Genomic DNA, 26227 nt, shown 5'->3' on the forward strand with positions numbered 1-26227 from the left:
TGTGAATCTGAAGACCCGTATTTTGAACTTGTTGTCGTAGCTTGTCAGAAGGCAGACTGCACCTATGTCGACTGGAGATGCGTCGCGGTGTAGACGGCTCAACCTAACAAGGAAGGCAACATCTCTATTCTCCCCCCCAGCGTTGCTCTGTCCTCGAGATGACCCGTAAATGAAACCGACTGACGATCTGATGAACGAACACAGAGTAATCGAGAGGATGCTTGGGATCGTGTCAGTTGCCTGTGACAGAGTGGAGGATGGGCAGGAATTGGAGCGTGAGCTGTTTGTGGGTGCGGTTGACTTCTTCAAGAACTTCGCAGACAAGTGCCATCACAGCAAGGAGGAGAAGCAGCTTTTTGAGAAGATGCAGGCGAGAGGTGTGTCGGGAGAGGTTGGCCCAATCTCGGTGATGCTGAGAGAGCACCAGGGCGGAAGGGCACATGTGAAGAAGATAACTGAGCTCTCGGGGCAGAAATTGACAAAGAAGACAATGGATGAATTGACCAAAGCAAGCAGGTCATACGTCGACCTTCTGTCCAAGCACATCCAGAAGGAGGACAATATCCTCTACCCTCTTGCCAATCAGATACTCACTGAGGAGGACCAGGAGGAGCTTGAGCGCGGATTCGAGGAGGTAGAGGAGAAGGTCATGGGCCCGGGCGTGCACGAGAAGTACCACCACATGATCGAGGAGTGGGAGAAGAGGTATCATTGAGAGTCTGGCAGTACGGCCATCTCCTCCTCGAAACAGTTCTCAGGAAGCTTTTCGATTTTTCCGTGCGGGATTCGCACCTTGTATTGGCCAGGCTTGTCTTCTTTTTCGCGGCCTCTGAGAAGTAGACAGCCAGAGATGCGTCTTCACTATCCTCAGCTGAATCGTAGCCGGCAAAGGTCCGACCACAATCTATATTACAAGGAAGCACATTCGGGCGAACAAGGCCACGATTCACTGACGTATCTGCGGATTTAGGCCAACAAAGCTGAACATCTTCCGAATGGAACGATAGAATGAAGAATGGAATGGGGGCAGTGGAGAGATTTCTTATGATTTCATTCCATCCCCTGCACATGCCTGCCATCCGGGTTCAGCATGGGGAAAGTGCAAGCCTTTTCGAGCAGATGCCAGGTCCTCTGGCCAAGTTACATCGTAGATTAGCGGAGGAGAACGGATAGCATGGCACTCTTGTCTGAAGTGAAGAAAGACTACGGAAAACTGAAGAACTACGTGAACGGGGAGTGGATAGACTCTACCTCTGGCAAGTTCATTGACATTGAGAACCCGACCACGGGGGAGATCATAGGCCAGGTTCCTATGTCCAGCGTCGATGAGACCAAAGCCGCCATCGACGCGGCTGACGAGGCATGGTGGGCGTGGAGAGAGACCCCTCCGATAACGAGGGCCAGGGTGTTCTTCAAGCTCAAGGAAATAATGGAACAGCATTTCGAGAACATCGCGCGGATAATGGTGCAGGAGCAGGGCAAGACGATCGACGAGGCGCGAGGCGAGACAAGGCGGACGATCGAAAACGTCGAGACTGCCGCTGGGATTCCATCGCTCATGATGGGATACAGTCTTGAGGATGGCGGAGCTGAGGGCATCGACGAGGAAGCCGTGACATCTCCTCTGGGCGTCTTCGGAGCAGTATGCCCGTTCAACTTCCCCGCAATGATACCATATTGGTTCTGGCCATACGCTGTTGCCACGGGCAACACCTATATCATCAAGCCTTCGAGCCAAGTGCCAGTGACCCAGAACTACTTGACAAAGCTGGTCGAGCAGGCGGGGTTCCCACCCGGGGTGCTCAACATCGTGAATGGCAGTCATGAGGTATCCGACACGCTCATGGAGCACCCGAAGGTGAAGGGGATATCCTTTGTTGGCTCCACGCCGGTTGCGAAGTACATCTACAAGAAGTCGGCTGAGAACGGGAAGAGGGTTCAAGCTCAGGGCGGGGCCAAGAACTCCCTCGTGGTCATGCCGGACGCGGTCCTCGACAGGACTGTTTCGAACATGCTCGCGTCCTTCTACGGATGCGCTGGCCAGAGATGCCTCGCGGGCTCGAACCTGGTGGCAATAGGCGACGTGGCCGAGCCGCTCCTTAAGAAGTGGGTTGAGACATCGAAAAAAATGAAGATGGGCTATGGTATGGACGAGAGCGTGAACATGGGGCCGGTAATCTCCGCCAAGGCCAAGAAGAAGGTCATCGATTACATCGACGGAGCAGAGGCAGATGGTGCCAAGATCCTGCTGGACGGCAGAAATGCAAAGGTGCCTGGCTACGAGAAGGGCCACTTCGTCGGCCCGACGGTCATCGACGATGTCGCACCCGACATGAAGATTGCCCAGGAAGAGATTTTCGGACCGGTCGTGAGCTTCATGAGGATGAAGGACATGGACGAGGCACTCGACTTCATTCACTCGAGCCCATTCGGAAACGCCGCATCGATATACACACAGAGCGGCAAGTGGGCCCGCGAGTTCCGATACAGATGTCAGTGCGGGAACATCGGCATCAACGTCGGCGTAGTTGCGGCGATGGCCTACTTCCCGTTCGCGGGGTACAAGGGCTCGTTCTATGGGGACCTTCACGGTCAGGGTCAGGACGCCATAAAGTTCTTTACGGACAGAAAGGTTGTCATCACTCGGTGGTTCTGATGGTTGAGTGTGATTTCCCGGAGTGCAATACGTTCGGTTCGGTGATTAGGTTCGCTCTCGAGCTGGAGAAAGGCGCCTCAGGAGTATACGAGGACCTGGCCAAGGAACCTCGTGCGGCACCTGCTGCGGAGATGTTCAACGCCCTTGCAGCAGCCCATAAGAAGCGGGGGGAATTGCTTGAGTTCACGAGGCAGCAGAAGCTCAACGAGATGATTCTCGAACCCATCCAGGACTTGAATGGCAAGGACTACCTGATTGATACAAGGACACCGAAGGGCGTCGATGTCAAGACCGCGGCGAAGTTCGCGGGGAAGATCGAGGAGACTTCAGCCAGGTTCTACCTCGATGCCGCCAAGATCGCGAAGATGCTCATGGCCGAGGCCGCAAGGGTCATGGACAAGCTAGGAAAGGAGAGTCAGGCGAACAAAGCCAAGCTGGATGCGCTCTGAGACCGGACCTTTGAAAACCTCTTCCTCCAACCCATTTCTTCGTTTTTCCGAGCGTCGTGAATCTGTCCATGCCGATCGATGGTCCTTTCGGTGGATTCTCTAATCACTCTCTGGTGAAGATGTCGCCGTAGAGCTTGCTCGAGGCGAGTGCGCCGCCGATGATCAGGACTGCAGGTATGATGAACACCCAGAGGTCTAGAGCCCAGTGCGTCCCGATGAGCGAATTGGAGAGGAACATGCCGCCCTGGTGGAACGGGGAGAGGACCGCTACCCAAGCGTAGTCATGGTACAGAGCGTCCCAGCTCGTTGTCTTCTGCCACTGGTCGAGCACGAACGACAGCCATTCGAAGACGGTCAGAGTGCCGAGCAGCGAGAAGTAGAGGAACATCCTTGAAATGACGCTGGGCTTCAGCACCATCTTCTTCGCAACGATGTAAATCAAGGCCGAACCGTACGCGGCGCTGACCATGGTGACCGCTGCCATCAGGTATGAGATGAGTGTGATTTTCAGCACATCTGCAGTCGACTGTTCGAATTGCGAAAGGCCGATAAACACCACTGGGAATATGAAGAGCGGGGCGATTACCAGCGGGTAGAGGATTTTCGAGAAGATCATTGTGGTGACCGAGATAGGTCCGAAGAACAGCACTTTGACTGTTCCCTTTGTGATCTCGTGCGTGAACCCCTTTGCGAACAACCCACCTACAAAGATGACCGAAGCCAGTAGCGCAATCCCGTAGGAATATGTCAGCAGGTTGAACGAGATGTCCACATCAAATGGGGTGCTGGTCCAGGAGATCATGCTGAAGCTCATGCCGGGAGGTGTTGCGATCGTCGTTCCTTCTGTCCTGCCGTAGTTGCCAGAACCGTCCCTGACAATCAAAGTCACCTCATACGGCCCGAATTCGTTGGCCGTGAACGAGACAGTGTCTCCGTTGAATGTGGTCATGGTGTTGTTGTGCTTCACGAACCAGGTGGTGGAGGAAATACCCTGATTGTCGGTCGAGTCTCTAGATGAGAGCTGGATAGTGTCGCCAATTTGAACGTTCTGTGGAATGTCCGCCCTAGCCTGAGGCTGTTCAGTGTCCCCGCCCATGCTAAGGACATTGACCGATGCCCATTGCTGGGCGGTGTTTCCCGCGGCGTCTCGAACCACGAGTCTAATGCTGAAGGGGTGGTCGAAGGAACTAACGTAGTTGAATGAATATGATTGGTTCTCACCGTAGAGTATCGTTTCTCTCACGTCCTCAATGATCCATGTCCAGTTCACGACCCCTACGTTGTCAGTGGCGATTGAACCGTTGAGATCAACTGGTGCCCCTATGTTGGCATCGAACGGTGGAGCGCCAGGTATGTTTGGGTCCTCAGTATCGGTCGATCCCGTTGCATGCGCGACCTCGATTCTGACGGAAGTCTTGCCGAAGTTCCACTCGTCATCCACAACTGTCACACCCACATCGTAGGAACCCACTGCGTAGAATGTGAGATGGATTATCTGTCCGTAGAGGTCCACATCGCGGGCTCCGTCGGTTGTATTCCAGACGTAGTACACGATTCTACCATTGTCAGTCGACGTAGACGCATCTAGAGTGATGCTCGTCCCCACAACGATGGACCTGCTTGGAGTGACGGTGGCGTTCGCGGTAGGCGGGTCTACCCCTGAGGCGCCAGGAATCCCTTCGCTCTTGCCATCACCACCTTGATCGAAACTGAACTGCATTGCCTGCTTCATCGAGAAGCTCATAATGGAGAAAACAACTGCAAGGAAAATGAACAGTATCACTGCGCTGACAAGTCCGTGCTTCGCCATCGTCCTGATGTCCTTCTCGAAGATGATGAACGCTCGGCGCATTGTAGCCAAGGGTTTTGGCTTCTTGACCTTGAGCTCCGGGAATTCCTTCGATTCCGCGACGATGTCAGTCGGAGGTGGAGGCAATTCGTCGTCGCTCGGGGGAGCTGGAGGTTCTGGCACCATTTCGTCGTCGTTCATGCTACATCACCCCTTGCAGTTCGCTCGAAGACTTCCTCCATCGTTCCCATGCTCTTCATCTCGAAGATGTCGATTCCCTCTTGAACTAGGATCTTGGCGACTTGGGGGGCATCCTGTCGTCTCTGGAGAGTCAGCGCGACGTCGCCTTCGATTATCTTTATGGACGTCAGCCTGAGGCTCCTGTTGAGCATCTCCTTGGCCTTCTGCGGGTCCGAGACCCTCAGCAAGTAGGCGGGCGCTAGGTACTTGTCCTTCAGCTCTTCTGCGGTTCCCACGGCAGTAAGCTTCCCGTGGTTTATGAACGCGAACTTGTCGACTATGTACTCTGCCTCGATCAGGTTGTGGGATGTGTAGAAGATCGTGTTGCCGCCCTTGACGGTCTTCTTGAAATGCTCTCTCAGCTTCCGCCTGTGGATGATGTCGATACCCTCGAAGGGTTCGTCTAGGAACGCCAGCGGAGCATCGGTCATGAGGACTCTGGCCAAGGAGACCCTCTGACGCTGTCCCTGCGATAGAAAGGCGATCTTCTGATCTATGAAGCCACGGAGGTCCGCAAGGTCCGCAGCACCGTTGAGGGCCGAGAGCCTGTCTGACCTGCGCATCAGCATGAGCTTCCCGAACATGTCGAGGTATCTCCTCGGGGTCATCTCCTCGTAGAACCGAGTCTCCTCCGATAGGATTGCGATATTGTCCCTCACCTGGACAGGATGCTTGCGCACATCGATACCGAGGACGGTCGCGTCGCCCTGCGTAGCGGGCGTGAGGCCGCACAGGACCCGAATGCATGTAGTCTTGCCAGCACCGTTCGGGCCGAAGAAACCGAAGATCTCTCCTCTGCCTACCTTGATAGTGACATCATCGAGCGCTCGTATCGCACTGAAGTCCTTGAATAGTCCATTGGCTTCGATCAAATGAACGCACCGGCGTTTGACTAGGTTGGCCGGGGTTCATATATCCCCGAGAAGTGGATATCATGATTGATAATGCTTCCTGGCTGTGTCGGAAGACCGTGCTCCCCAGCCGGATCACTTCTTCTTGACCGGCATCATGATTTTCGCATATATGATCGTCTCGCTCTTGACGACCTCTGGCTTCTTGCTGTAGACCTCCATAGGGCAGGCCGCAACAGTGTATCCTTTCTCATTGATCCAGGCCTCCAACCTGCTGTATGAGTTCTGATACTCGCTTGAAGGCCCCTTGTGCGAGTAGCTGGCTACTTTCATCGCCGGCAGTTTCTTGATCTTGATGTCGCCGCTTGGCTTCCCCTTCCCGTAGATCGGGATCGCGATGCTTGCCTTGCATTCCTCTGGAGGGGTCTCCTTGGGAATGCTATGATAGATTCCCATCGGATGGAACCCCGGCATGACCTTGTTCTCTTTTGCCCAGCCGTAGAGTTGGCCGAAGTACCTATCGAAGGGTATGTTGCTGTAGCTCCCGACATGCTCGATGTATGCTATCGTCATCGGTTTCCTCGATTCAAGCTTTACACTCGCCATCATAGCACCTGAACGGTGAACGTCAATCTAACGTATTTCAAGTCTTTGTGCAGTAAGCCGTCTGCATTCTTGAATGACAAGTTCTATCTCAATCGGAGGATTGTTGCACCGAGACACCGACTATCTCGTCGCTCGCACCTTATCAGATATGTAATGTGATGTGAGCTCTTCACTGCAGAATCTAAGGCTTGACGCATGAACGACCATTGCCGATGATAGTCGGATGTCGAAGTCGCATCACACCACGTTCTTATACATGTTCTTTCTTGTCGCCTTTCCTGGATAGATCCCAATGCAACTATGGTGGGTGATGCTCTGCCGTTCGTTGATGAACATGGCTACATGAACATATTTGGCAAGTTGCTGAAGAACGTGGGGAACGTGTGTCTCATCGGCGAGTCAGGCTGTGGAAAAACCCAGCTAGTGCATGACTACTGCGCGAAGAACGACGTACTTCTACTGGAGACAAGTCTGACAGCCGACACATCGAGGTTACAGCTCGTCGCCAAGAGTTCCTCTAGTCCAGGCATAATTCTGCAGTGGCTCGAAACCGATCCTCTGCAGACTAGGGATGAACGAGGTAGGCCATACGAGGCAATCATGTGCTACCTCGACGGTTTCAACTACGCTGCGCCGAGCATCACGGCATTGCTCGAGTCGTTGGCAGACTTCAGAGGAATGCTGAGGATACCAGAAACTGGCAAAGTTTACTTCAGATCTGATAAGCATCTGCTTGTGATCTCGATGAACCCGGCTGAGAAGAACAGTTACTCGGGCACTTTCCACGGGAATACCGCTTTGCGTCGTCGGTTCGAAACGATTAGAATAAGATGGCTCGCACCTGCTACGGAGATTTCGTTGTTGATGCAACGGACAGGTGTGGCCTACGGTTTCGCCCGAGCCCTTGTGGAGTTCGCCAGCAGAACTAGGGATGCTTACGCCAAAGGTGAGTTGTCCGCAACAATAACTACGGGCAACCTTCTCAACTATTCGACCTTGTACAACGACGAGGTTGATGAGAACAGTATAGTGATGTTGGCCGCAAACCTGTTTCGGGAAGATGAGGCAGATAGAGTTACGGACTTCTGGCATGCCTCATTCAAACCGCAGTCTTTCGGTCGTCTACCCTGATGTTGCACCGAGCCAAACCTCAGCGGCGCTGCCGAACTAGCGGGACTCGCCCATTGAAACCTCGGAATGCATTTCTGCAGGTGCGAAACTCGGGCATCTTGATGCTCATCTGGATTTGAGGATTCTAGCTCCATCCCTCAATCACTGGCAAGTTCCGGGCCGACACCCGGGCCCTCGCACATTTCGACTTATGAGCGCGAGTCAATGTTCGAATCTCCATTCGATCTGGTTTGCAGGGAGCCGAATCTGTGCCCATCCTAAGGTCACATTCCGAGCTTGTCGAGGGCGTCCTTGGTCGGGACTCCATCGCTCGTCCAGCCCCAGAGCTTGTAGTACTCTTCAAGCTCCTTGTCGAAGTCGGCCTTGTTCACCACTGCTCCTTTGGAGGGCCCGTCGTCTATCGGGAGCGTGAACAGTCTCTCAGGCAGAGTGTCGTCCTTCTTGCCCAATCCCTCCCTGAGGTTGAAAAGACGTTCCATGGTCCACGATCTCGCACCGACCTTCCTGAGCTCGTCCACGTTGTATCCGAAGCCCGTGGCTGCGTTAACGAGCGTGACCATCTCGTCCCAAGAGTTGGCGAACGCATTCCGTGCTCCGAACTTACACAGAATCATGCAGTCGTACAAGGTGAACAGTTCCTGCAGGTCCTTCAGAACGGGTGATTTGCCCTTCACCGTGAACCTGTCGAGCTTCCCCTGGAACAGCTCGGGGACGTACATGGTCGCTCTAAGGTGGCACGCGCCCCTTGTAGATGTTGCGAACGCCAGGGCCATGCCCTGGATCCCTCTCGGGTCATAGCCAGGGAACTCCATTCCCTTCACATTCATAGCGTACTTCCCGGCCTCAGGACCGTATTTCGCAGCAAGCCGCCTCGAACCCTCGCCTATGAGCTTGCCAAAGCCCTCCCTCTTGCCGGTCATCTCGACGAGCTTCACCATGGCCGCGTGGTCGCCCCACTTGAGCTTGAGCCCGCCCGTGTCCTTCTCGGTGATGATTCCCATCTCGAACAGTTCGTACGCGCACGCTATTGTGTCCGCGCACGATATGGTGTCCATGCCATATTTGTTGCAGAGGCTGTTCGCCATCATGATCGATTCAATGTTCGAGTTGCCGAGGTTGGAGCCGAACATGGCAAGAGTCTCATACTCAGGACCTTCCGTCTCCACCTTGTACTCCTTGTCGGCCTTGGTCATGTTCCCACAGTGGAGCGGGCATCTGGCGCAGGCCGTATCCTTGGTCTTGTAGTTGTTCACCAGGGTATCCCCGCCGATCTTCTCGTACTCGGGGAAGTTGCCTGTCTGGAAGTTGCGAGTCGGGATCGTTCCGGCCTTGCCAGTGATTCCCACGACCATGGATGTGCCGTACTTCGCGAACGCCTGTGACTTCTCCTTCACGGTCGCAGTCGCGGTTTTGAAAGTCTCCTTGAGCTTCTCCGCGTCCGCCTGAGGGACCTCTTTCGTCCCGTGGACGACGACGGCTTTCAGGTTCTTGGAGCCCATCACCGCTCCGACACCGCCTCTCCCCGCAGCCCTGTGATGGTCGTTCATTATTGCGGCGTACCTGATGAACTTCTCTCCCGCGGGACCGATGACGGCCGCCCTGGCCTTATCGTGCCTTTTCTGCAGGTCGTCGATGGTCTCGAAGACGTCCTTGCCCCAGATGTCAGATGCGTCCTTGAGCTCACCTCCCTTGTCTGTGATAAGGAGATAGACTGGTATGGGCGACTTCCCCCTGAACACGATGCCGTCGTAGCCAGTTTTCCTGAACATCGGCCCCCAGTGACCACCCGAGTGAGCGGAAAGGATCGCCCCGGTCAGCGGAGATTTCGTCGTGACATTGTAGAATGCCGTGAAGGACCCGTATGTGCCCGTGTAAGGTCCAGCCATGAATATGAGCCGGTTCTCTGGGTCGAACGCGTCGATCCTGGGTTTGTTCTCTTCGTACAGGATCTTTGCGGCCAGTCCCCTGCCGCCCAGGTACTTGTGTGCGTCCTCTTCCGAAACCTCTTGGTCCGCGAACTTCCCACTTGTGAGATCGACCCTCAGTAGCTTCATGATACAAAGCCCCCATCTTTGGCCGTCGAACGAATTGCTATAGAATATAAAAGGATTTGGGGCATTTCAATTTTGTTTGGTGATTGTTCGCACCGAATTCATCAAAAGTGATGATTGTTCGAACGTCTGTACAAACACACTCATTTAATACGCAGGATTTGTTCACACGCGTATGGTCTTTGACGGTCTGAGCGTCGAGTCCATCATCATCGTGGCAATACTCATCGCCACCGTGGCGTTCTTCTACTCCAACCTGGGCCTTGGAGGCGGCCAGCTCTACGTGCCGATCATGCTCGTGTTCTTCGTCAGCCTTTCCATGAAGGAGATCGTCCCGCTCTCCCTGACATTCGCTTTCGTCACGATGCTCAGTTCGACATACGCCCACAGCAAGAAGCACCTGGTGGACTTCAGGTTGGGACTGCTGCTTGCGGCTGCTGGTCTCATTGGGGTGGTCGCAGGTGTCTTCTTCACCTTGGGAGTCGACGAGTGGGTCGTCAAGGCAGGGTTCGCGACACTGCTCGTCGTCGTCGCAACGAAGATGATCTACGATATATACATGGCGAAGAAGGATAACATGATCAGCCCAACGAGCTTCACCTTTAGGCGCAAGCTGGCAGGGATAGGTGTGAGCATCCTCACAGGATTCTTGATTGGGAGCTTCGGGATCGGAGGCGGAGTGGTCAGCGTCCCGCTCATCATCTATGTCTTCAAGTTCGAGCCGAGGAAGGCGATTGGGACATCAGCACTTCTGGGCGCTATCCTCACTCCAGCCGCATTCATCGCATATGTTATCAGTGCCGAGGAGGGGGTAGTCATCCAATACCAGTTGGCCTTGGTTCTTGCTCCCATCGTCTTCATAATGGCGATCATAGGGTCGACATGGGGACTGCAGAAGCTAGAGACACCTGTGGTGAAGACGATCTTCACATGCGGCGCTTACCTCGCGGCTACGTGGATGATTTACAGCCTATTGTTTCAATGAGCGGTCGGTCCTACTCTCTCATCCCGAACCGGTCGAGTATGAACGCGTACATGAACGCGAACCATTTCAGGTAGTCGTACCTTCCAGATGCGCCTGCATGTCCTTCCACGATCCCTGTCTTGAGCAGCAGGATATTGTCGTCGGTCTTTAGCGCCCTCAGCTTCGCCGCCCATTTAGCAGGCTCCCAGTAGGGCACCCGAGTGTCGTTCAGGCTGGAAGTGATCAGCATGTTGGGATATGCCTTCGCCGCCACATTGTCGTAGGGCGAGTATTCCTTAATGTTGTGGTAGTGTTCCTTGATCGCAGGGTTCCCCCACTCCTCGAATTCGCCGACAGTCATCGGTATTGTCGGATCGAGCATGGTGGTCACGCCATCGACGAACGGTACCTCCGCCACGACGACTTTGAACAGGTCCGGGCGCATGTTGGTGATCGCACCCATGAGCAGCCCTCCCGCGCTCCTCCCTCTTACCACCAGTCGGTCGCTTGAAGTGTACCCGTCCACGATCAGGTGTTCCGCGCACGCGATGAAGTCCGTGAAGGAGTTGATCTTCATGAGCATCCGGCCGTCAGCGTGCCAACCCCTGCCCATATCCCCGCCCCCGCGTATGTGCGCGTTGGCACAGACGAATCCGCGTGAGAGCAGGCTCACCAGCATCGTGTTGAACCTTGGACCGGCCCATTCGAAAGTGCCGTATGCCCCGTATCCATAGAGGTAGGCCGGGTTCTTCCCGTTCTTCTTGAGCTCCTTGTGGCGGACGAGCGAGATCGGTATCCTGATGCCGTCCTTCGCTGTCGCGAAAACCATTTCCTGTACATAGTCAGTCGGGTCGTATCCATTGATTTCATCTTGTTTCATCAGCTCGAGTGTTCTGGTCTTGAGATCATATTCATATACACTCGTGGGAGTGACCAACGACCAGTATTTGAACCGGAATCTGTTCGATTTCGGGTCTGCGTTCTCCATCGGCATCACGAAGTAGACTGACTCTGGAAAGTTGATCAGGTGCGAGTCCTTGTCCTTGAGGTCGTAGACTCGTATCCTTCCCTGGGCGTTCTCCCTCTCGAACACGACAAGGTGGTCCTTGAAAGCCTCGACCCACGGGTGCGGGTCGCTGACATCGATAGCGACCGTTTTCCTGTGAGGTACCAGCTCCTTCCAGTTCTTGGCGGTCGGATCCGATGTCGGTGCTTCCATGATCTTGAAGTTGATGGCGTTCTCATTGGTCACAATAAAGAACCGGTCGTCGTGGTGCACGGCGAAGTATTCCATCCCGTGCTTCCTCGGACGCATGAGCGTGAACGGGTCTGTTGGCCTGTCAGAACGGACATAATGTACCTCGGAGGTGGTCGCGCTCTCGACCGTGATCAGGATGTAGGTTCTCGATCTGGTCTTCGCGATATCCATGTAGTAGAATCCTGCATCCTTCTCGTGATAGACCTCCACATCGTGCTTTGGGTCCATGCCTAGGACATGCCTGAAAACCTTGTACGGCCTGTACTCATTGTCCATCACCGAATAGAAGATGGTTCTGTCGTCGCTGGCCCATTCCGCGCTCGAGGTCTCGACGATCTGATCCTTGAGGAGTCGTCCCGTTCTGAGGTCCTTGACGTAGAGCGTGTTCTTCTCAGAGCCGTTCGTGTCGGCAAGAAACATCATCAGGTTGTGATCAGGACTCATTTTCACGAGGTTGACTCTGAAGAAAACGTTCCCGTTGGCGACCAGATTCTCGTCGAGGATAATCTCCTCGTCTGCATCGAGAGATCCTTTCTTCCTGCAGTGAATTGGATACTGCTTGCCGGCTTCCGTTCGCGTGTAATAGTAGTAATCATCGATCCTCTCAGGAACCGAACAGTCTGTCTCCTTGGTCCTGCTCTTCATCTCCTCGAAGAGCTTCTTCTGCAAAGCCTCTGTGTGCTTCATGAAGTCGAGTGCGTAGCGGTTCTCAGCCTCGATGTACTCGATCACTCCTGGATTGCCCCTGTCCCGGATCCAGTGGTAGTCGTCTGTCCGTACATCGCTGTGCGCCTCAAGCTTCTTGGGGACTTTTCTGGCCACGGGCGGCCGAAGTGTCTCATCTCTGCTCATCGCTCATCGACATTGTCGCACGACTAATAAAGAAAGCGTTGATAGTCTCCTTCTTTGGCGACTTCCTGAGGTCCTTGTTCGCTTTCAGCTCCGCTCCCATGGCCGTGCCATCATCTATTCCCGTTCCTGGGAAATCCTCATCCGAACGAAGCCTCTGGAAAAGCGCGGACCACCTATGAGCATCCGTCTTGTCGAAGCCAACCCAGTGGTCTCCGAAATACATGTAAACATTGATATCCGGAATTGAGCATGGTCTAGAATCAGTCCATGTGAGCCGGTGAGCTAGGTGGATGGTCAGACCGAGAAGAGATCGGCCCTTGTCGTGGCCATGTTGAGCTCGTTCTTCGCACCCTTCATGGCGTCTTCAATCAATGTGGCGTTGCCTTCGATCGCGGACGAATTCGAGATGGACGCCGTTCTGCTGACCTGGGTGGCTACATCGTACCTTCTCTCGGCCGCTGTTTTCATGGTTCCCTTCGGAAAGCTGGCCGACATCCACGGTCGAAAGAGGGTGTTTATTCTCGGGATGTGGGTTGTCGGAATCGCCAGCGTCCTATGTGCCATCGCGCCGTCCTCATGGATTCTCATCGGAGCTCGCATCTTTCAGGGCCTCGGAAGCGCCATGGTTTTCGGGACCTCAATCGCCCTCCTCACATCGGTCTACCCTCCTCAAGAGAGAGGAAAGGTATTGGGGCTCACCGTCGCGGTGACATATGTGGGACTGTCTGTTGGCCCGTCTTTCGGAGGGTTCCTGACTGGCATTCTCGGATGGAGGAGCATATTCGTGTTCATACTCCCGTTCGCGGCGACTGTGATAATCGTGGCCTCCAGGCGACTGAAAGGGGAGTGGGCGGACGCAAAGGGTGAGGCCTTTGATTTTGGAGGGTCCGTCATTTACGCGTTATCACTCACGGGAGTGATACTCGGATTCTCCTTTCTTCCGGACCTTCTTGGCGTGACCATTTCCTTGGCAGGGGTCGCTGGCATGGGTGTGTTTGTGTACTGGGAGTCTCGGTTCCAGAACCCGGTCCTGGACATGGCCCTCTTCAGGCGCAACAAGGCTTTCGCTTTCTCCAACATGGCAGCCCTGATAAACTATAGCGCGACCTTTGCGGTCACATTCCTGATGAGCCTGTACCTGCAATATGTGAAGGAACTCACGCCGGAGGAGGCAGGCCTCATACTCGTTGCCCAGCCGGTCGTTATGGCTGCTTTCTCACCGCTGGCGGGAAGGCTCTCCGACATCGTCGAGCCGCAGATCATCTCATCCATCGGCATGGCTATCAGCGCAGTCGGCCTAGTGCTGCTTTCCTTCACGGCAGAGGAAACCTCCCTCTGGGTCATCATCGCTTCGCTCGCTGTCCTCGGGTTCGGTTTTGCTCTCTTCTCGTCCCCGAACATGAACGCGATCATGAGCTCTGTCGAGAAGAAATCCTATGGAGTGGCTTCGTCGACCGTGGGAACCATGAGGTTGGTTGGCCAGGTACTCAGCCTGGGAATAGCCACGCTCTTCATCTCCCTATATATCGGGAGCACGGACCTGACGCACGAGTTGGCGCCAGAGTTCCTCAAGAGCTTCCGGCTTTCATTCACGATCTTCGCTGCCATGTGCTTTGTCGGAGTGTTCGCCTCACTGGCTAGGGGAAAGGTGCGAAGGGATTCTCCCAACGGCCTCTGACTGAGATCTTGGCATAAGGAATGTAGGGTCTTCGCTCAGACGAACTTCACGAGCTTGCTGCTCTTCAGGTCCCTTACGAACCTAAGCGCCATCTCCATGTCCATCGGTGTATACTCTGACGAGACCGCCTTGACGATCTCATGAAGCGATTTCTTCCCGTCCATGAAATTGAGCAGCTCGTACATCTTGTTGCCGGAGTTGTAGTCGCCCTCGTCAAGATGGCGGTACCAGTCATACTCCTTCTCGCTCAGCGTTTCCATGAGTATTTCGAGATTCAGAGTCCCCTTGAACATCCTTTTCGGGACCAGTCTCTTCGCCTCTTTGTCAGCTTTTGTCTTCTTCAGTCTCGATGGAATCTTCATTGCCGCGGTCCTGGCGACGAATTCAGCCGCCTCTGCCAGTTTCGTAAGCTCCTTCCGGCCGTGATTCATGATGTCCCTGCAATGTCGTTCCACAACAGCATCGAGCTCCGGGTCATCGGTCAGCCTGTTCACTGATCTGACAGCCTGCTGTTCGCGCCAGATCACATGCTGCAGCCTGTTGCTGTGGTACTCTGCGGATCTCGCCAGCTCTGAGGGCTTGTTCTTGATCGTGTGTTCTTGGCTCTTCTTGAAAAGCTCCTCTGCAGCAGCGTGGCCTTCCTCAGAGATCCTGCTCAGGCCCTTTGCCACCGTCTTGCTCGCGAACCTGTACGCCGTTGTCCTGTCTGCATTTGCCAGCATGAGCGCAGCCATAGTGGTTATCCATCCGACTCTCTTCAGGCTGTCTTCGCTCACCTTGTCGATCGTGTCCTCGCTCGTGTGGTAGAACAGGTCGGGCCACTGGGTCATGCTTACGCACGGGACCGCTACGGTCGTATCGTCGAACTCCGCGTGGTCGCTGCCGGCGCTGAACGTTGTGCTAGCGTATCGGAAAGTGCTAGCTGAGCCGTGTGCTGTCCCCTTGTCGTACACCGTGATCGATTGCTCTATCAGCGAGAGAACGAAATCGTTCAGGTACGATGGCAACGAGTCAGGCGTACGGGTCAGATTCAGGGTCGATCCGCAGAGCTCCTGGTCCTGACCGACCATGTCGAGGTTAACGCCCGCAACGAACCTGTCATGCGCGTCAGTATGCCGTTCCAGGTAGGCTACGGTGCCGAGTGTTTCCGGGACCCAGAGGAATCTGATTGTTCTCAAGGGCCTGTTGATCTTCCCAGACTCGATAAGACGCATGATCGTCCTCGCAATCTCTAGGAGCGTTCCGCTTCCAGACGCATTGTCGTTTGCGCTGGGTTTTGGATGGCAAAGGTGGGCGATGACGAACACCTCATCCTTCGATTTGGCGGTTCCGGGTATGGTCGCGGTCACAACCTCCTCCCAGCCAGAGAACAGCTTCGCGTCGACACTGGCAAGAAGCTTGACCTTCTTGCCGCTTGAGAGGAACTTGCGAATCTGGGTTCCTTGGCGTCTGGATATCGAGAATCCGAACCTGGTCTTCTTGATCTCCTTTCCCTTGGGCCAGATGCCGTTGTAGGAGTGCGCGTCCGGGAGGTCAAGAGTCTCCCTGACATGTGGTAGTTCGATCGCGATTGAGTCGGTGATCACGCCCGCTGCCCCACGTTTGAAAACCGCTTCCTCATGTACTCTATCTGCTCTGCCGGTCGCGAGGACGATCTTCCCTTTCACGCTCTTGTCTTTGTAGTCCTCAGATCTCATGCCGGATCCAACATCGACGAGCCCGGCTGTGATCCCGTCCTTCGGAGTACCGTTGCTGAAAGTGTGAAGGCTCTGAGGGATGTCCTCGTACCTTGCAAGAAGCCTGTTCTCAGGCTCCAGGATCCTTAGCTCTGCGCGTCTGACTGTCCATCCGACCGGAGAAAGATACGTCCAGTATCGGCACTTGCCATCAGCAACGAACCGTTCAATTCGCGCATCCTTGAGCCCTAGCCCTCTCGCTTCGCTACGAACGTATTCTGCAGCGTCGTGATACATCGTCGACCCCTGGATCCTGTGGAACCTTGAGATCTGGGTGACATACGATCTCGCGATGCTCCCGGAGAGCTCCTCCTTGACTGCCTTGCTGAAATCCATCGACAAACCTGAGATTCTCAAAGGCTCCTATGCATAAGAAGGTTGCCAATATCCGTGGATATGGGTCAGCGTGAACCGGCCGCACATGGGCTTGATCACTTGTCCTTTTCCTCTTCGAACTTGAGCGCTGCAGAGTTGATGCAGTATCTCTGTCCTGTCGGAGCTGGCCCGTCGTCGAACAGGTGTCCGAGGTGACTTCCGCATTTGCTGCACAGTACTTCGGTTCTTCTCATGAATAGACTCAAGTCGAGCTTGAACTCCATCTTCTCTTCGTCTTTGGGTGCGTAGAAGCTAGGCCAGCCGCAGCCTGCATCGAACTTCGTTTCGGATATGAAAAGCTCGTTTCCGCAGGCGGCGCACTTGTAGACCCCTTCCTTCTTGTTGTCCACATACTCACCAGTGAAGGGTCTCTCGGTCGCCTTCTGCCTTAGGACTCTGAATTGGTCTGGAGTCAATGTCTTCTTCCATTCCTCGTCGGTCTTCTTGATCTTGATCATCGTTGCCAAGCCAGCGAGCTATGTAGTTTAATCATTTCCCCGATAGGCTGCGCCCTCGGAACAACTGTAGTCCTGATGGCCAGATCGAGCTCGATCCGATTCGTACGGTCCCAGCCATGATGACTGAGTCGGCCGCTCGGCCCTCAGTTCTTGTTCATCCCGAATTCCTCGTAGCTCAGGATCTCGTCCATCTTCTTCCTGTTGCGCGATCTCGCGACTTTCGCGGTGAGGTCCAGCTTCTCTCTAGTGTATCCGACCGCGAGCATGGCGACGATTCTGAGCTCCTCAGGAACCTTGAGAGCCTTCCTTACCCTATTCTCGTAGAAGCTGCCTATCCAGCATGTGCCCAGACCTTCCGCAGTCGCAGCGATGACCATCTGCTGCATCGCGATCGTCACATCGATCACATTCCATCCAGGAGATTTCTTCTTGTTCCCGCACCCGACTATGACGACAGGTGATTCTGTGAGGAACTTCGCCCATTTCCCGTCCGATAGCGCCTTCCGCCTCTCAGGGTCTTTGACCACGATGAAATGCCACGGCTGTATGTTGGAGGCAGACGGAGCGATCCTTCCCGTCTCAAGTACCTTCATCAGGACATCGTCCGGCACCGGCCGGGAATCATACGCTCTCACTGACCTTCTCCTCTCAATCGCCTCGAAGACTTCCAAATCTAACACACTCCTCAGCAGAGGCGGCAATGAGCAAGGCCGCGCTTCTGCAGATATTGCTGATGATAATCCTCCGCCCGGTAAAACTCCTTTGCGGTCACGATTTCCGTAACGATGCGCTTCTTATTGAACCGGTCCGAGCTCTGGAGTTTGTCCCGGGAGGCTATGGCGGCTGTCTTCTGCTTTTCGTCATGGTAGAATATGGCTGACCTGTACTGCGAGCCGAAGTCGGGGCCCTGCCGGTTCGGTGTTGTGGGGTCGTGCGACTCCCAGAAGACCTTGAGCAGGTCCTCATATGACACCACTGATGGGTCGTATTCCACCTGCACGACCTCTGCATGGCTCGTCTTGTCCGTGCACACTTCCTCGTAGGTTGGATTCCTTGTGGTCCCTCCTGTGTATCCAACGGTCGTCGACCTGACCCCGTTGACCTTTCGAAAAGCCTCTTCGACTCTCCAGAAACAGCCCGCTGCGAACGTGGCTCGCTCAGTCATGTTTCAGGATTATGAGAGGCTGTGGGATTACCTTTTCCCCCAATACTCGCGTGACTGAGGACATTGACCTAGACGACCAATCTCCGCTTTATCATGTTGACTGACACGATGAAGACACGAACACCCAAATCTCGGGGACCTGGCGGATTTCGTTATGCTGATGCTTCCGATGATATTCCTACTCGTGTTCGCAATCGGCTATCTGTTGGTAGCGCTGTCGGTAATGGGCTGGCAGATCACGCAGGAACACAAATGATATCTGTTTCATGCTCCCTTGACGTGCCAGGAATGATCCGGGCCACTTCGTCGGACTAGCAGGGTGGGGGACCATATGATAGAACCGAAACGCGCGATTGTCCGTGAACCAGGGAAGAACTACACACAGTGCATTTCCTGTCATCGCTTGAGAGACACCATAGATATGGTTCTTGTCAGAGAGCAGCACGCCCGTTACAGAAAGACACTCACTGACCTGGGCCTGGAAATCATATCCGTCCCGCCGGACGACGGGCACGCGGATGCGTGCTTTGTGGAGGACAATGCTGTAGTCCACGGCAAGAAGTCGTTGATCTGCCGTATGGGGGCAGAGAGCAGGCGCGGAGAGGAGAGCGCTATCGAGGAGGTCCTGAAGCAGTATGTCAGAACGAAACGGGCGACGACTCCCGCGACTGTCGAAGGCGGGGATGTTGTGCACTTCAACGATCGGCTGCTTAGCGGTGTCAGCGAGCGAACGAACCAGGAAGGCGTTTCACAGATGAGAAAATGGCTCGAGGTCAGAGTTGATACGATTGTGGACCCCGGGATCATGCACCTGAAGAACTACGTTACGTCATTGGGCAGGGACACGGTGATATCGACACAGAGATACGCCAAGCACGTCGCACTTAGGGATCTGTCTGCAATCATAGTCCCCGAGGACGAGGAGTACGCAGCCGACACGCTCACAGTCGGAGATACGGTGATCATGCCCGCGGGCCGCCCGCGTGCGCTGGAGCTAGTCTGCAAAGCTGGGTTCAAAGTCGTCTCAATGGACATGAGCGAATTCGAGAAATGCGGTGGAGCTTTGACATGCTTGTCGCTTCTTCTGTAGAAGATGCGATTCATAGAGAGGTTGCTGCACCACGATTCTCTGTAGAATCAGACCACGCTTGCGCTAGTGCTTCACCCAGCCGTTGGCCTCTTCGTGATGGTAGAGTTCCATACCGCAACGTGCGCAATAACTGTCCTTGTGTTCGTTGTGAGCTCCACAATGAGGGCATCTCGTAGCAACCACTTCCGAGATGAGATTCTCTGTGGAGGTCATATATGGTTTTCGGCACGATTATCAGTTAGTGAACCATCAAAGGATATATGGAGCGAGGTCTATGCACCAATCGGCCAGAGGTGGGGAATCGAGTCAGTTAGCAGTCTGTCGAATGTAGACAGGACCCGATGAACGCTTTTGGCGTGGGAGGTGAGCGCGATGGTACAGATACTCGATGTCATGGAGAAGGCCTTGACAGGTCTGCCTCTGAGCGAAAACGACTACCAGCTCAGGAGGTTCGCCCCGAAGGTCCAGGAGAAAGTCAGGGAATTCAAGATCAGGTACGACCCAGAGAACCCGGTCCCGAGCGACAACTCCCTCGCGGACGATCTCTTCGAGGCCGGTTTGGAGCTGTTGGTTGATGTGGGCGCTTATTGCATAGACAGCGGTAGAGTGATCTCGTTCACCGAATCGGAGGTAAGGACCGCTCTCAGGAACGCTCCTGACAGACTCGAGATGGGCGAGGGTAAGGATAGGAAGACCTTCATGCCAAGGAAGATCGGGGACAGGACGAAGCCATGGTGCCTATTGGGCGCCGCCGGAGGAGCGGTCTCCGGTGATGAGGCGTTCGCGACTCTAATGGAAGGTTACGCTGAGATACCCGAGGTCGATGCCATCACGACGCCAGCCTTGACGCGCGTGGGCGGAATGAGGATCAGGCCGAGGTCTCCCCTTGAGGTTCTGGGCGCAATGAGGAGCGCAGCGCTGGGCCGGGAAGCGTGCAACAGAGCAGGCAGACAGGGCATTCCGTTCATGAACACTCTCTCCACAGCGGAATCCGCCATCGCTCTTGCGGCTGCGATGCATCCCAAGTACGGCCTGAGGCCATCGGACGGCTTCATGATTGCGAGCATGGACCCGATGAAGATAGATTTCGACAGGCTGAACAAGGTCACGGTGGCCTTGTCGATGGGTGCTCCAATCGGCATGGATTTCGCCCCTCTCATGGGTGGATATTCAGGCGGACCCGAGGGGACTGCCGTCACGACCGTCGCGAGCCATATGATGGGCCTACTGACCCTTCAGACGAGCTATCTGATACCGTTCCCGCTACATCTGAAGTACGTCTCGAACAGCAGCAGGGACATGCTTTGGATCATAAGCGCGATGGGCCAGGCGATCAGCAGGAACACCCACCTGCTCAGCCTGAGCCTGAACTACACAGCTGCGGGTCCGGCCACGCCCATGGTCCTTCAGGAGACCTCGGCTTCTGCGATTTCGGCAGTAGCATCTGGGCTCTCAGTCGAGTCAGTAGGCGCGGCGCAGAACAAATACGAGGACAGGATGTCGCCTGTCGAGCCAAGAATCTCTGGCGAGGTGGCGCACGCAGTTGCGGGGATCAAGCTGCAAGAGGCAAATGAGATTGTCAAAAGCCTATTGAAGAAGTACGAGAAGAAGCTCCCGAATCCACCTCTGGGAAAGACGCTCTGGGAGTGCTGGGATTCTGAGAAGCGGAGGCCCACCAAGGAGCATAGCGCGGTCGTGAGGAAGTTCAAGAAGGAGATGCTGGACCTAGGAGTGGAGCTGAGGCCTGAGGAATAGGTCCATAGGTCAGACTCATGACGGTAGGCCAAGCGTCTCCATGTCGATGTTACCGCCCGAGATTACAACGGCCACCTTCTCTCCTTTTTCTAGCTTGATCTTCCCTTGCATTATCGCCGCCGGCCCGACCACAGCGGAACCTTCGACCACCTGACGCTCGTTCTTCAGCAGCCACAGAATCGCGCTTTTCAGCTTCTCCTCATCAGCGAGAACGATGTCGTCGAACCACTTAAGGGCTAGATCTAGATTGAGCTGCGTTATGCCGCCTACCAGTCCCTCACAGATCGTCGGAGGTACAGGGACCTCGACGAGCTTTCCTGCTCTGAAGCATTCGTGCAAAGTATGGGCAGCGGTCGACTGCGCCCCCACGATCCTGATTTTCGGATTGACGGTCTTTGCCCAGACTGCGGTGCCTGTAAGGAGACCCCCTCCCCCTACGGGACACAGGATGGTCTCGACATCAGGCAGGTCTTCGAGTATCTCGTGACCGACAGTCCCATGGCCGGCGAACACGTTGTAGTCATCTGTCCCGGACAAGTACGGCCTGCTGCTCTTCTTGGCCAGCTCCTGACAATACGTATACGCCTCATCGAAGTATCTGCCGTGTAGAACGATCTCGGCTCCGAGCGCCCTGCATCTCTCGACCTTGACTCTTGGAGTGTTTGCAGGAACGCATATCGTTGCCTTGATGCCAAGGTTCCTCGCCCCTAGTGCGACTCCTAGCGCCCAGTTGCCTGCGGAGGCGGTGACAACGCCTCCATTCCTCTCCTCGGGTGTAAGCAGACTCATCCTAAAGAGCGCTCCGCGGGGTTTGTACGATCCTGTCATCTGCAGGTTCTCCCACTTCAGATATATCTCGGCTCCGCTGATATCGCTCAGCGCCTTCGAGTGAGTCAGCGGGGTCCTGTTGACTAGGCCAGTCAAAACCCTCCTCGCCTTCAAGACGTCGACCGCTGTTGTGCTCACCATTGCTCAACTCCGGACGGCTTCGATTCGTATCCAGCGCAGCCTGAAACGATACACGTTGTATTAACCTTTGAGATGGAAGCCAAAGAATACCTGTGACTAGAAACAGGACAAAAGAGGTTTGCGAAAATGGTTTGCTGGCCGGGAGCGTATCCCGGTCGTGCGCTCATCTCAAAGTTCCGCCGAACACCTGCCACGCGAGGGCGCTCTTTGCCGTGAGGCTTAGGATGATGTACACTCTCTCGCCGAACAGGTAGTCCTTCCATCTGCCCTTTCCTCTGTACTGCAGGATCATGTTGATGGCGAAGATGTTGAAGAATATCGCGAGGGACACGAAGATGAAGTACACGAATGTCGGAACCGCATCTGACGCGGTCAGAAGCGCCCCAAAGAAGTACAGGCCCAGAACGATCCAGCATATGAGTCCCGCGAACGAACCGAAGATAAAAGCCGTCCAGTTGGTCTTTTTCGTTGTCTGGTTGTGTAGTTCCATCATGAGTCCGAACAGGTTCATGGTGGCGTTGAGCGCGAAGATCAGTATGAGGCTCGAAAGCTCGTAGATGCCGCACAGGGCCGCGATGACCACTATCATGATGGATGAGCTGATGGCGTATTCGTACCATCTTGCATAGTTGATGCCCCTCTTCAGATTCCGCACGTACCAAGAGTAACCGTACGTGGACACCGAGAAGTGAGCAATCGCGGAAACGAACAGAAACATGGCAATCATCGGTCCGAGTCTCAGGTTGATGATCGTGTTCGTCACCGTGGTGAAGGCCTGATTCACGGCGTCATAGCCAAGCAGGGTCTCTTTGACCGGCACCGAGTACTTGTTGCTCAACCAGAGCATCAAGCCACCTTGAAACAGGTGGAGAAACCCCATCACAAGGTTGAACCTCTTCAGCTTTTCGAACTTGACTTCTTCCGTTGCATCTGCCATATTGCCACTCCTCAGCATCGAAACCTTCTGGTCGTTATTATGCCTTTCCCAAACGGCGTTCGATTGCCTCAACTTCAGGTGTTGCCTTAGTTCATATCCTCTTCATCGATTGGTGTGGCCATCTCGACGAAGCAAAGAATGTGGTAATGAATCGCCGATTACGCTTGGCATGTCATCTTCTTGGACCGTGGTTCTCAGATCCGAGAATATCCACCGCTAGCTTTTATATGGGCGCAACAGATAATTCGTTGGCTAGGACAGATGGCAAAGAGAGTTTCGTATTTCATCAGAACCGAAGGGCCCGACAGGGGAGCCGTCAAGAAAGCCTTGGAATGGCTCCTACAGGTCTCACCAGCGAAGGGTTTCGTAGCGGTACCTGGGCTTAGGAACCTAGACGGTGTGCTGGCAGAGGAGCTCGGACCATCAGCCGTTAAGGACTTGAAGACAAAGGGTAAAGCCATCGTATCGGGCAGAGAGCTGTATGTGATAACGAGGCTCAAACCGGTCCGTAGCGCTGACAATGCTGCCATCGTGGCATTCTATCCTTACGGGCGGATGCTAGATGTCCTGGACGCCATCAGGGATATCTCGGCCATACTTATCGTCCCTTGGTCGATGCAGGAGATCGATCATTGGGTAAGTACGTGGAACGCGAAGGAACTCGGGAGCCGGAAGAGGTCCAAGAAGGCGGACCATGTCAGCAACCGGGTTGTTGAGGAGGCATTGAGGGACATCTCGGATCGAGTCAACGTGCCCACAGGAATGGAGCACCAGATCGACAGGGACTTGATCATTCAGGCGCTGCTAATACTCAAGAAGGGCGGCGAGGAGTTCACGCCATCTTCTCTGAAGTCCTGGTTTGTGGCCAATGGAGGATGGAAGGCGACCCACGCTCAGGAAGTCGCTGAGGCCGCGGCTGAGGTTCTCGAGGGCAAGAGAGTCAATCGGGGGAAGTCAGCTTGGCCAGACGATATCTTGCAGAAATGGCGTGCAAGGAGTGCCGATGCGAAGACTGGGTAACACAATTGCCGGGTACTAAAGTCTCTTGCATCGCCTCTATCCAATCCAGCGGCCTGCAACTTGTGTGTCGTCGTCATTCCTAGTATCCGAGTCGTTTACAGTCACCTGCTGTCTGGAGAAGGCAGTCGAATGCCTTCGGCATCCGGTCGAACATGAACCTTCGCAGCAGGAATCTACCCTGATCTATGGGGGTCTGTTCCCTTTTATCTACACGTAGGACGTTTTCTTTAGTCGGAGGGTCGGTCGCTCGGCCCGGATCCTCCAAGAAAGGAGATGCGAACTTGGTCTCTGGGAAGAGCATGGTGAGGATTCTTGACAAGAGCGATCTGGAAGCGGTCCACGGAGCCACAATGAGAGTCCTGGACGATGTTGGAGTGAAGATCGATTCCCCCGAAACCCTCGACCTCCTAGTGAAGAACGGGTTCGAGGTCGACAGGAAGTCCAAGATCGTGAGAATGCCGGAGTCAAAAGTCATGGAAGCAGTCAATAGCTGCAGAAAGAACTTCAAATGGCACGCTCGCAACGAGAAGCATTCTATCGACTTTGTGGACGGAAGGACCAAGTTCGGTCCTGGAGCGCAGTGCCTGTACTACATCAACCTGATACCGAGCGCGTGAGGGCGGCCACTCTTCAGGATGGCATCAGTATCTGCAGACTCTTGGACGCGCTCGACTCGTCTGCCCTGGGCTACATCCCTGTGTATCCGAGCGATGTCCCCGTCCCAGCAATGAGCGTCGTCATGTGGGCCGCGGGCCTCGTGAACTCATCCAAACCTGCCTTTGGCGGCGGGGGAGGTGAATCCGAGTTCGAGTTGATGTTGCGGATCGCAGACATATTCCTAGGGGACCGGGAGCTTCTGAGGACGAAGCCGATGTTCCCCGGATACATCGACCCGATAAGTCCGCTCGGACACGATCAGGGAATGCTCGAGACGCTCCTCCGGTACTCCGAATGGGATCTTCCGATGTTCATAATGGTCATGGCCCTTGCCGGCGGGACAGCTCCCGCATCTCTTGCCGGTCTTCTAGTGCAGCAGAACGCAGAGATCCTGAGCTCAGCAGTGATAGCCAAGTGCGTCACGAAGGCTCCAAAGATCGTCTACGGCTCTGTATCCTGCCCTCTGGACATGAGGTCGGGCATTGCGTCGACGGGCTCTCCTGAGTTCTCTCTCATAGGCGTCGGATCCGTCCAGATGGCCAAGTTCTACGGGCTTCCGAGCGACATTGGGGTTCAGAGCGATTCGAAGACTGTGGACGCACAGACATCCTATGAGAAGATGCAGGCCGCGCTGATGGCGACCATGTCCGGTGCCGATTTCGCAGAGCTTTTCCTCGGCTCGACCGAGACCTTCAACGCATATTCGCTGGTCCAGCTCATGATCGATGACGAGATAGCCTCATATGTCCAGCGGATCTCCGACGGGATCGAGGTCAATGAAGAGACGTTGTCAGTGGACGTTATCGCAAAGACGGGCCCTCTCGGGAACTACCTGAAGCACCCTAGGACCATGAAGCAGTTCAAACGGGAGCATTCGCAGGCGAGGCTCTCTGATAGGACCACCAGACGACACTGGACCGCTGGCGGAGCCAAGGATGTCAAGGAACGTGCAAGGGAGCGCGCGGCTAACCTGTTGAGATCTCATACGCCTGACCCACTCGAGCCAGATATGAAGAAGAGCCTGAATGGCCTGATCAGGGAGTACACCAAGGACTACGATGTGGACAAGCTTGGCGGCTCAAGTCCCCAGGCCAGGTCAGAATCGTCCTGCTCTTGACCAAGTATCCAGTCAACTTTTAAGTAGCACGGACGGGTATGGATATGCGCTCGGAGAGATGCTTTGGCCGGTTACAGAGGAAAATACAAAGGGCGAAAAAGAAACGAACCTAGAGCTCACGGCCCTCGCGAGAACGAGAAGACCGTCATGCTGAACCAGGGCAGGCTCTCTATGTTCAGGTATGGGCTCAGGGAGATAATGGACAACTACAAAGTGGACGAAGCCTCTGCCTCTTCTCTGGTAGCAAGTGTCATAGCGAAAGGGTCTCGGGTGTCGATCGATTCTGCAAGGATGTATGTTCTCGAGCAGGAGAAATTGGGCCTGTGTCCGAAGGAAGCCACGGACGAGATCTGCGATCTTCTGGACAAGTTCTCGAGGTATCGATAAGCCTTCTGATGGCCGCAATGCGTGTGTCGCTTAGAG

General features: G+C 54.8%; 25 protein-coding genes. 12 read left to right on the forward strand and 13 right to left on the reverse strand.

From position 1 onward, the window contains the following. The first annotated feature begins 169 nt into the window (after nucleotides 1-169). The 3 genes from KJ653_09400 to KJ653_09410 all read left to right on the forward strand — a co-directional run bounded on the left by KJ653_09400 (nucleotide 170) and on the right by KJ653_09410 (nucleotide 3105). Nucleotides 170-715, forward strand: a complete 546-nt coding sequence (locus tag KJ653_09400) for a hemerythrin domain-containing protein (GenBank protein MBU0686042.1) — start codon at nucleotides 170-172, stop codon at nucleotides 713-715. Nucleotides 716-1174: 459 nt separating this feature from the next. Further along, nucleotides 1175-2656 (forward strand): CoA-acylating methylmalonate-semialdehyde dehydrogenase, encoded by a 1482-nt coding sequence (locus tag KJ653_09405; GenBank protein ID MBU0686043.1) that lies wholly within the window; start codon nucleotides 1175-1177, stop codon nucleotides 2654-2656. After that, nucleotides 2647-3105 carry a hypothetical protein gene (locus KJ653_09410; protein MBU0686044.1) on the forward strand — a complete coding sequence of 153 codons (459 nt, stop codon included), beginning with the start codon at nucleotides 2647-2649 and terminating at the stop codon, nucleotides 3103-3105. Before KJ653_09405 ends, KJ653_09410 begins: the two co-directional genes overlap by 10 nt. Nucleotides 3106-3208: 103 nt before the next feature. On the opposite strand, the gene KJ653_09415 is transcribed toward KJ653_09410, so the two are convergent. The 3 genes from KJ653_09415 to KJ653_09425 all read right to left on the reverse strand — a co-directional run bounded on the left by KJ653_09415 (nucleotide 3209) and on the right by KJ653_09425 (nucleotide 6591). After that, nucleotides 3209-5095, reverse strand: coding sequence for a PKD domain-containing protein (locus tag KJ653_09415; protein ID MBU0686045.1), 1887 nt, complete (start codon nucleotides 5093-5095; stop codon nucleotides 3209-3211). After that, the gene (locus KJ653_09420) at nucleotides 5092-6006 is read right to left on the reverse strand and encodes an ABC transporter ATP-binding protein (GenBank protein ID MBU0686046.1); all 915 of its coding nucleotides are present in this window, start codon (nucleotides 6004-6006) and stop codon (nucleotides 5092-5094) included. Before KJ653_09420 ends, KJ653_09415 begins: the two co-directional genes overlap by 4 nt. 114 nt (nucleotides 6007-6120) lie before the next feature. Beyond that, nucleotides 6121-6591 (reverse strand): GyrI-like domain-containing protein, encoded by a 471-nt coding sequence (locus KJ653_09425; protein ID MBU0686047.1) that lies wholly within the window; start codon nucleotides 6589-6591, stop codon nucleotides 6121-6123. A gap of 342 nt (nucleotides 6592-6933) precedes the next feature. Here KJ653_09425 and KJ653_09430 point away from each other — a divergent pair, with 342 nt between their 5' ends. After that, nucleotides 6934-7722: an AAA family ATPase gene (locus KJ653_09430; GenBank protein ID MBU0686048.1), complete on the forward strand. Its 789-nt coding sequence runs from the start codon at nucleotides 6934-6936 to the stop codon at nucleotides 7720-7722. A gap of 263 nt (nucleotides 7723-7985) precedes the next feature. Here the strand turns inward: KJ653_09430 and KJ653_09435 are convergent, their stop codons facing one another. Next, the gene (locus KJ653_09435; GenBank protein MBU0686049.1) at nucleotides 7986-9776 is read right to left on the reverse strand and encodes an aldehyde ferredoxin oxidoreductase family protein; all 1791 of its coding nucleotides are present in this window, start codon (nucleotides 9774-9776) and stop codon (nucleotides 7986-7988) included. Between the two features lie 172 nt (nucleotides 9777-9948). On the opposite strand from KJ653_09435, the gene KJ653_09440 reads away from it, so the two are divergent. Next, nucleotides 9949-10758 (forward strand): sulfite exporter TauE/SafE family protein, encoded by an 810-nt coding sequence (locus KJ653_09440; GenBank protein ID MBU0686050.1) that lies wholly within the window; start codon nucleotides 9949-9951, stop codon nucleotides 10756-10758. A 10-nt stretch (nucleotides 10759-10768) separates the two neighbouring features. On the opposite strand, the gene KJ653_09445 is transcribed toward KJ653_09440, so the two are convergent. After that, complete coding sequence (locus tag KJ653_09445; GenBank protein MBU0686051.1) at nucleotides 10769-12847, reverse strand: S9 family peptidase; 2079 nt, start codon at nucleotides 12845-12847, stop codon at nucleotides 10769-10771. Beyond that, nucleotides 12834-13070 (reverse strand): hypothetical protein, encoded by a 237-nt coding sequence (locus KJ653_09450; GenBank protein MBU0686052.1) that lies wholly within the window; start codon nucleotides 13068-13070, stop codon nucleotides 12834-12836. Before KJ653_09450 ends, KJ653_09445 begins: the two co-directional genes overlap by 14 nt. A 105-nt stretch (nucleotides 13071-13175) precedes the next feature. On the opposite strand from KJ653_09450, the gene KJ653_09455 reads away from it, so the two are divergent. After that, nucleotides 13176-14525: an MFS transporter gene (locus tag KJ653_09455; protein ID MBU0686053.1), complete on the forward strand. Its 1350-nt coding sequence runs from the start codon at nucleotides 13176-13178 to the stop codon at nucleotides 14523-14525. A gap of 35 nt (nucleotides 14526-14560) precedes the next feature. Here KJ653_09455 and KJ653_09460 read toward each other — a convergent pair whose 3' ends face one another. The 4 genes from KJ653_09460 to msrA all read right to left on the reverse strand — a co-directional run bounded on the left by KJ653_09460 (nucleotide 14561) and on the right by msrA (nucleotide 18259). Next, complete coding sequence (locus KJ653_09460) at nucleotides 14561-16597, reverse strand: DUF4910 domain-containing protein (protein ID MBU0686054.1); 2037 nt, start codon at nucleotides 16595-16597, stop codon at nucleotides 14561-14563. A gap of 95 nt (nucleotides 16598-16692) precedes the next feature. After that, the gene (gene msrB, locus KJ653_09465) at nucleotides 16693-17094 is read right to left on the reverse strand and encodes a peptide-methionine (R)-S-oxide reductase MsrB (protein ID MBU0686055.1); all 402 of its coding nucleotides are present in this window, start codon (nucleotides 17092-17094) and stop codon (nucleotides 16693-16695) included. A gap of 143 nt (nucleotides 17095-17237) precedes the next feature. Beyond that, nucleotides 17238-17765: a nitroreductase family protein gene (locus KJ653_09470; protein ID MBU0686056.1), complete on the reverse strand. Its 528-nt coding sequence runs from the start codon at nucleotides 17763-17765 to the stop codon at nucleotides 17238-17240. A 14-nt stretch (nucleotides 17766-17779) separates the two neighbouring features. Then, on the reverse strand, nucleotides 17780-18259 hold the full coding sequence (gene msrA, locus KJ653_09475; protein MBU0686057.1) for a peptide-methionine (S)-S-oxide reductase MsrA: 480 nt from the start codon (nucleotides 18257-18259) through the stop codon (nucleotides 17780-17782). A 331-nt stretch (nucleotides 18260-18590) separates the two neighbouring features. Here msrA and KJ653_09480 point away from each other — a divergent pair, with 331 nt between their 5' ends. Next, entirely contained in the window at nucleotides 18591-19349 is a 759-nt protein-coding gene (locus KJ653_09480) for an amidinotransferase (GenBank protein MBU0686058.1), read from the forward strand. A gap of 63 nt (nucleotides 19350-19412) precedes the next feature. Here KJ653_09480 and KJ653_09485 read toward each other — a convergent pair whose 3' ends face one another. Beyond that, complete coding sequence (locus KJ653_09485) at nucleotides 19413-19532, reverse strand: zinc-ribbon domain-containing protein (GenBank protein ID MBU0686059.1); 120 nt, start codon at nucleotides 19530-19532, stop codon at nucleotides 19413-19415. Between the two features lie 189 nt (nucleotides 19533-19721). Here KJ653_09485 and KJ653_09490 point away from each other — a divergent pair, with 189 nt between their 5' ends. Continuing rightward, nucleotides 19722-21104, forward strand: a complete 1383-nt coding sequence (locus tag KJ653_09490; GenBank protein MBU0686060.1) for a monomethylamine:corrinoid methyltransferase — start codon at nucleotides 19722-19724, stop codon at nucleotides 21102-21104. 15 nt (nucleotides 21105-21119) lie between these two features. On the opposite strand, the gene KJ653_09495 is transcribed toward KJ653_09490, so the two are convergent. Further along, a complete protein-coding gene (locus KJ653_09495; GenBank protein MBU0686061.1) occupies nucleotides 21120-22073 on the reverse strand; it encodes a threonine/serine dehydratase in 954 nt (317 codons plus the stop codon). Nucleotides 22074-22236: 163 nt separating this feature from the next. Further along, nucleotides 22237-23028: a heliorhodopsin HeR gene (heR, locus tag KJ653_09500; GenBank protein ID MBU0686062.1), complete on the reverse strand. Its 792-nt coding sequence runs from the start codon at nucleotides 23026-23028 to the stop codon at nucleotides 22237-22239. A gap of 243 nt (nucleotides 23029-23271) precedes the next feature. Here heR and KJ653_09505 point away from each other — a divergent pair, with 243 nt between their 5' ends. The 4 genes from KJ653_09505 to KJ653_09520 all read left to right on the forward strand — a co-directional run bounded on the left by KJ653_09505 (nucleotide 23272) and on the right by KJ653_09520 (nucleotide 26191). Beyond that, nucleotides 23272-24030 (forward strand): hypothetical protein, encoded by a 759-nt coding sequence (locus KJ653_09505; protein MBU0686063.1) that lies wholly within the window; start codon nucleotides 23272-23274, stop codon nucleotides 24028-24030. Between the two features lie 281 nt (nucleotides 24031-24311). After that, entirely contained in the window at nucleotides 24312-24647 is a 336-nt protein-coding gene (locus tag KJ653_09510; GenBank protein MBU0686064.1) for a trimethylamine methyltransferase family protein, read from the forward strand. Beyond that, entirely contained in the window at nucleotides 24611-25804 is a 1194-nt protein-coding gene (locus tag KJ653_09515) for a trimethylamine methyltransferase family protein (GenBank protein MBU0686065.1), read from the forward strand. Before KJ653_09510 ends, KJ653_09515 begins: the two co-directional genes overlap by 37 nt. Nucleotides 25805-25951: 147 nt before the next feature. Beyond that, nucleotides 25952-26191 (forward strand): hypothetical protein, encoded by a 240-nt coding sequence (locus KJ653_09520; GenBank protein ID MBU0686066.1) that lies wholly within the window; start codon nucleotides 25952-25954, stop codon nucleotides 26189-26191. Nucleotides 26192-26227: the final 36 nt, after the last annotated feature.

It is taken from the genome of Candidatus Thermoplasmatota archaeon, from assembly GCA_018814355.1.
In the GTDB taxonomy this organism is placed as follows: Archaea; Thermoplasmatota; Thermoplasmata; order UBA10834; family UBA10834; genus COMBO-56-21.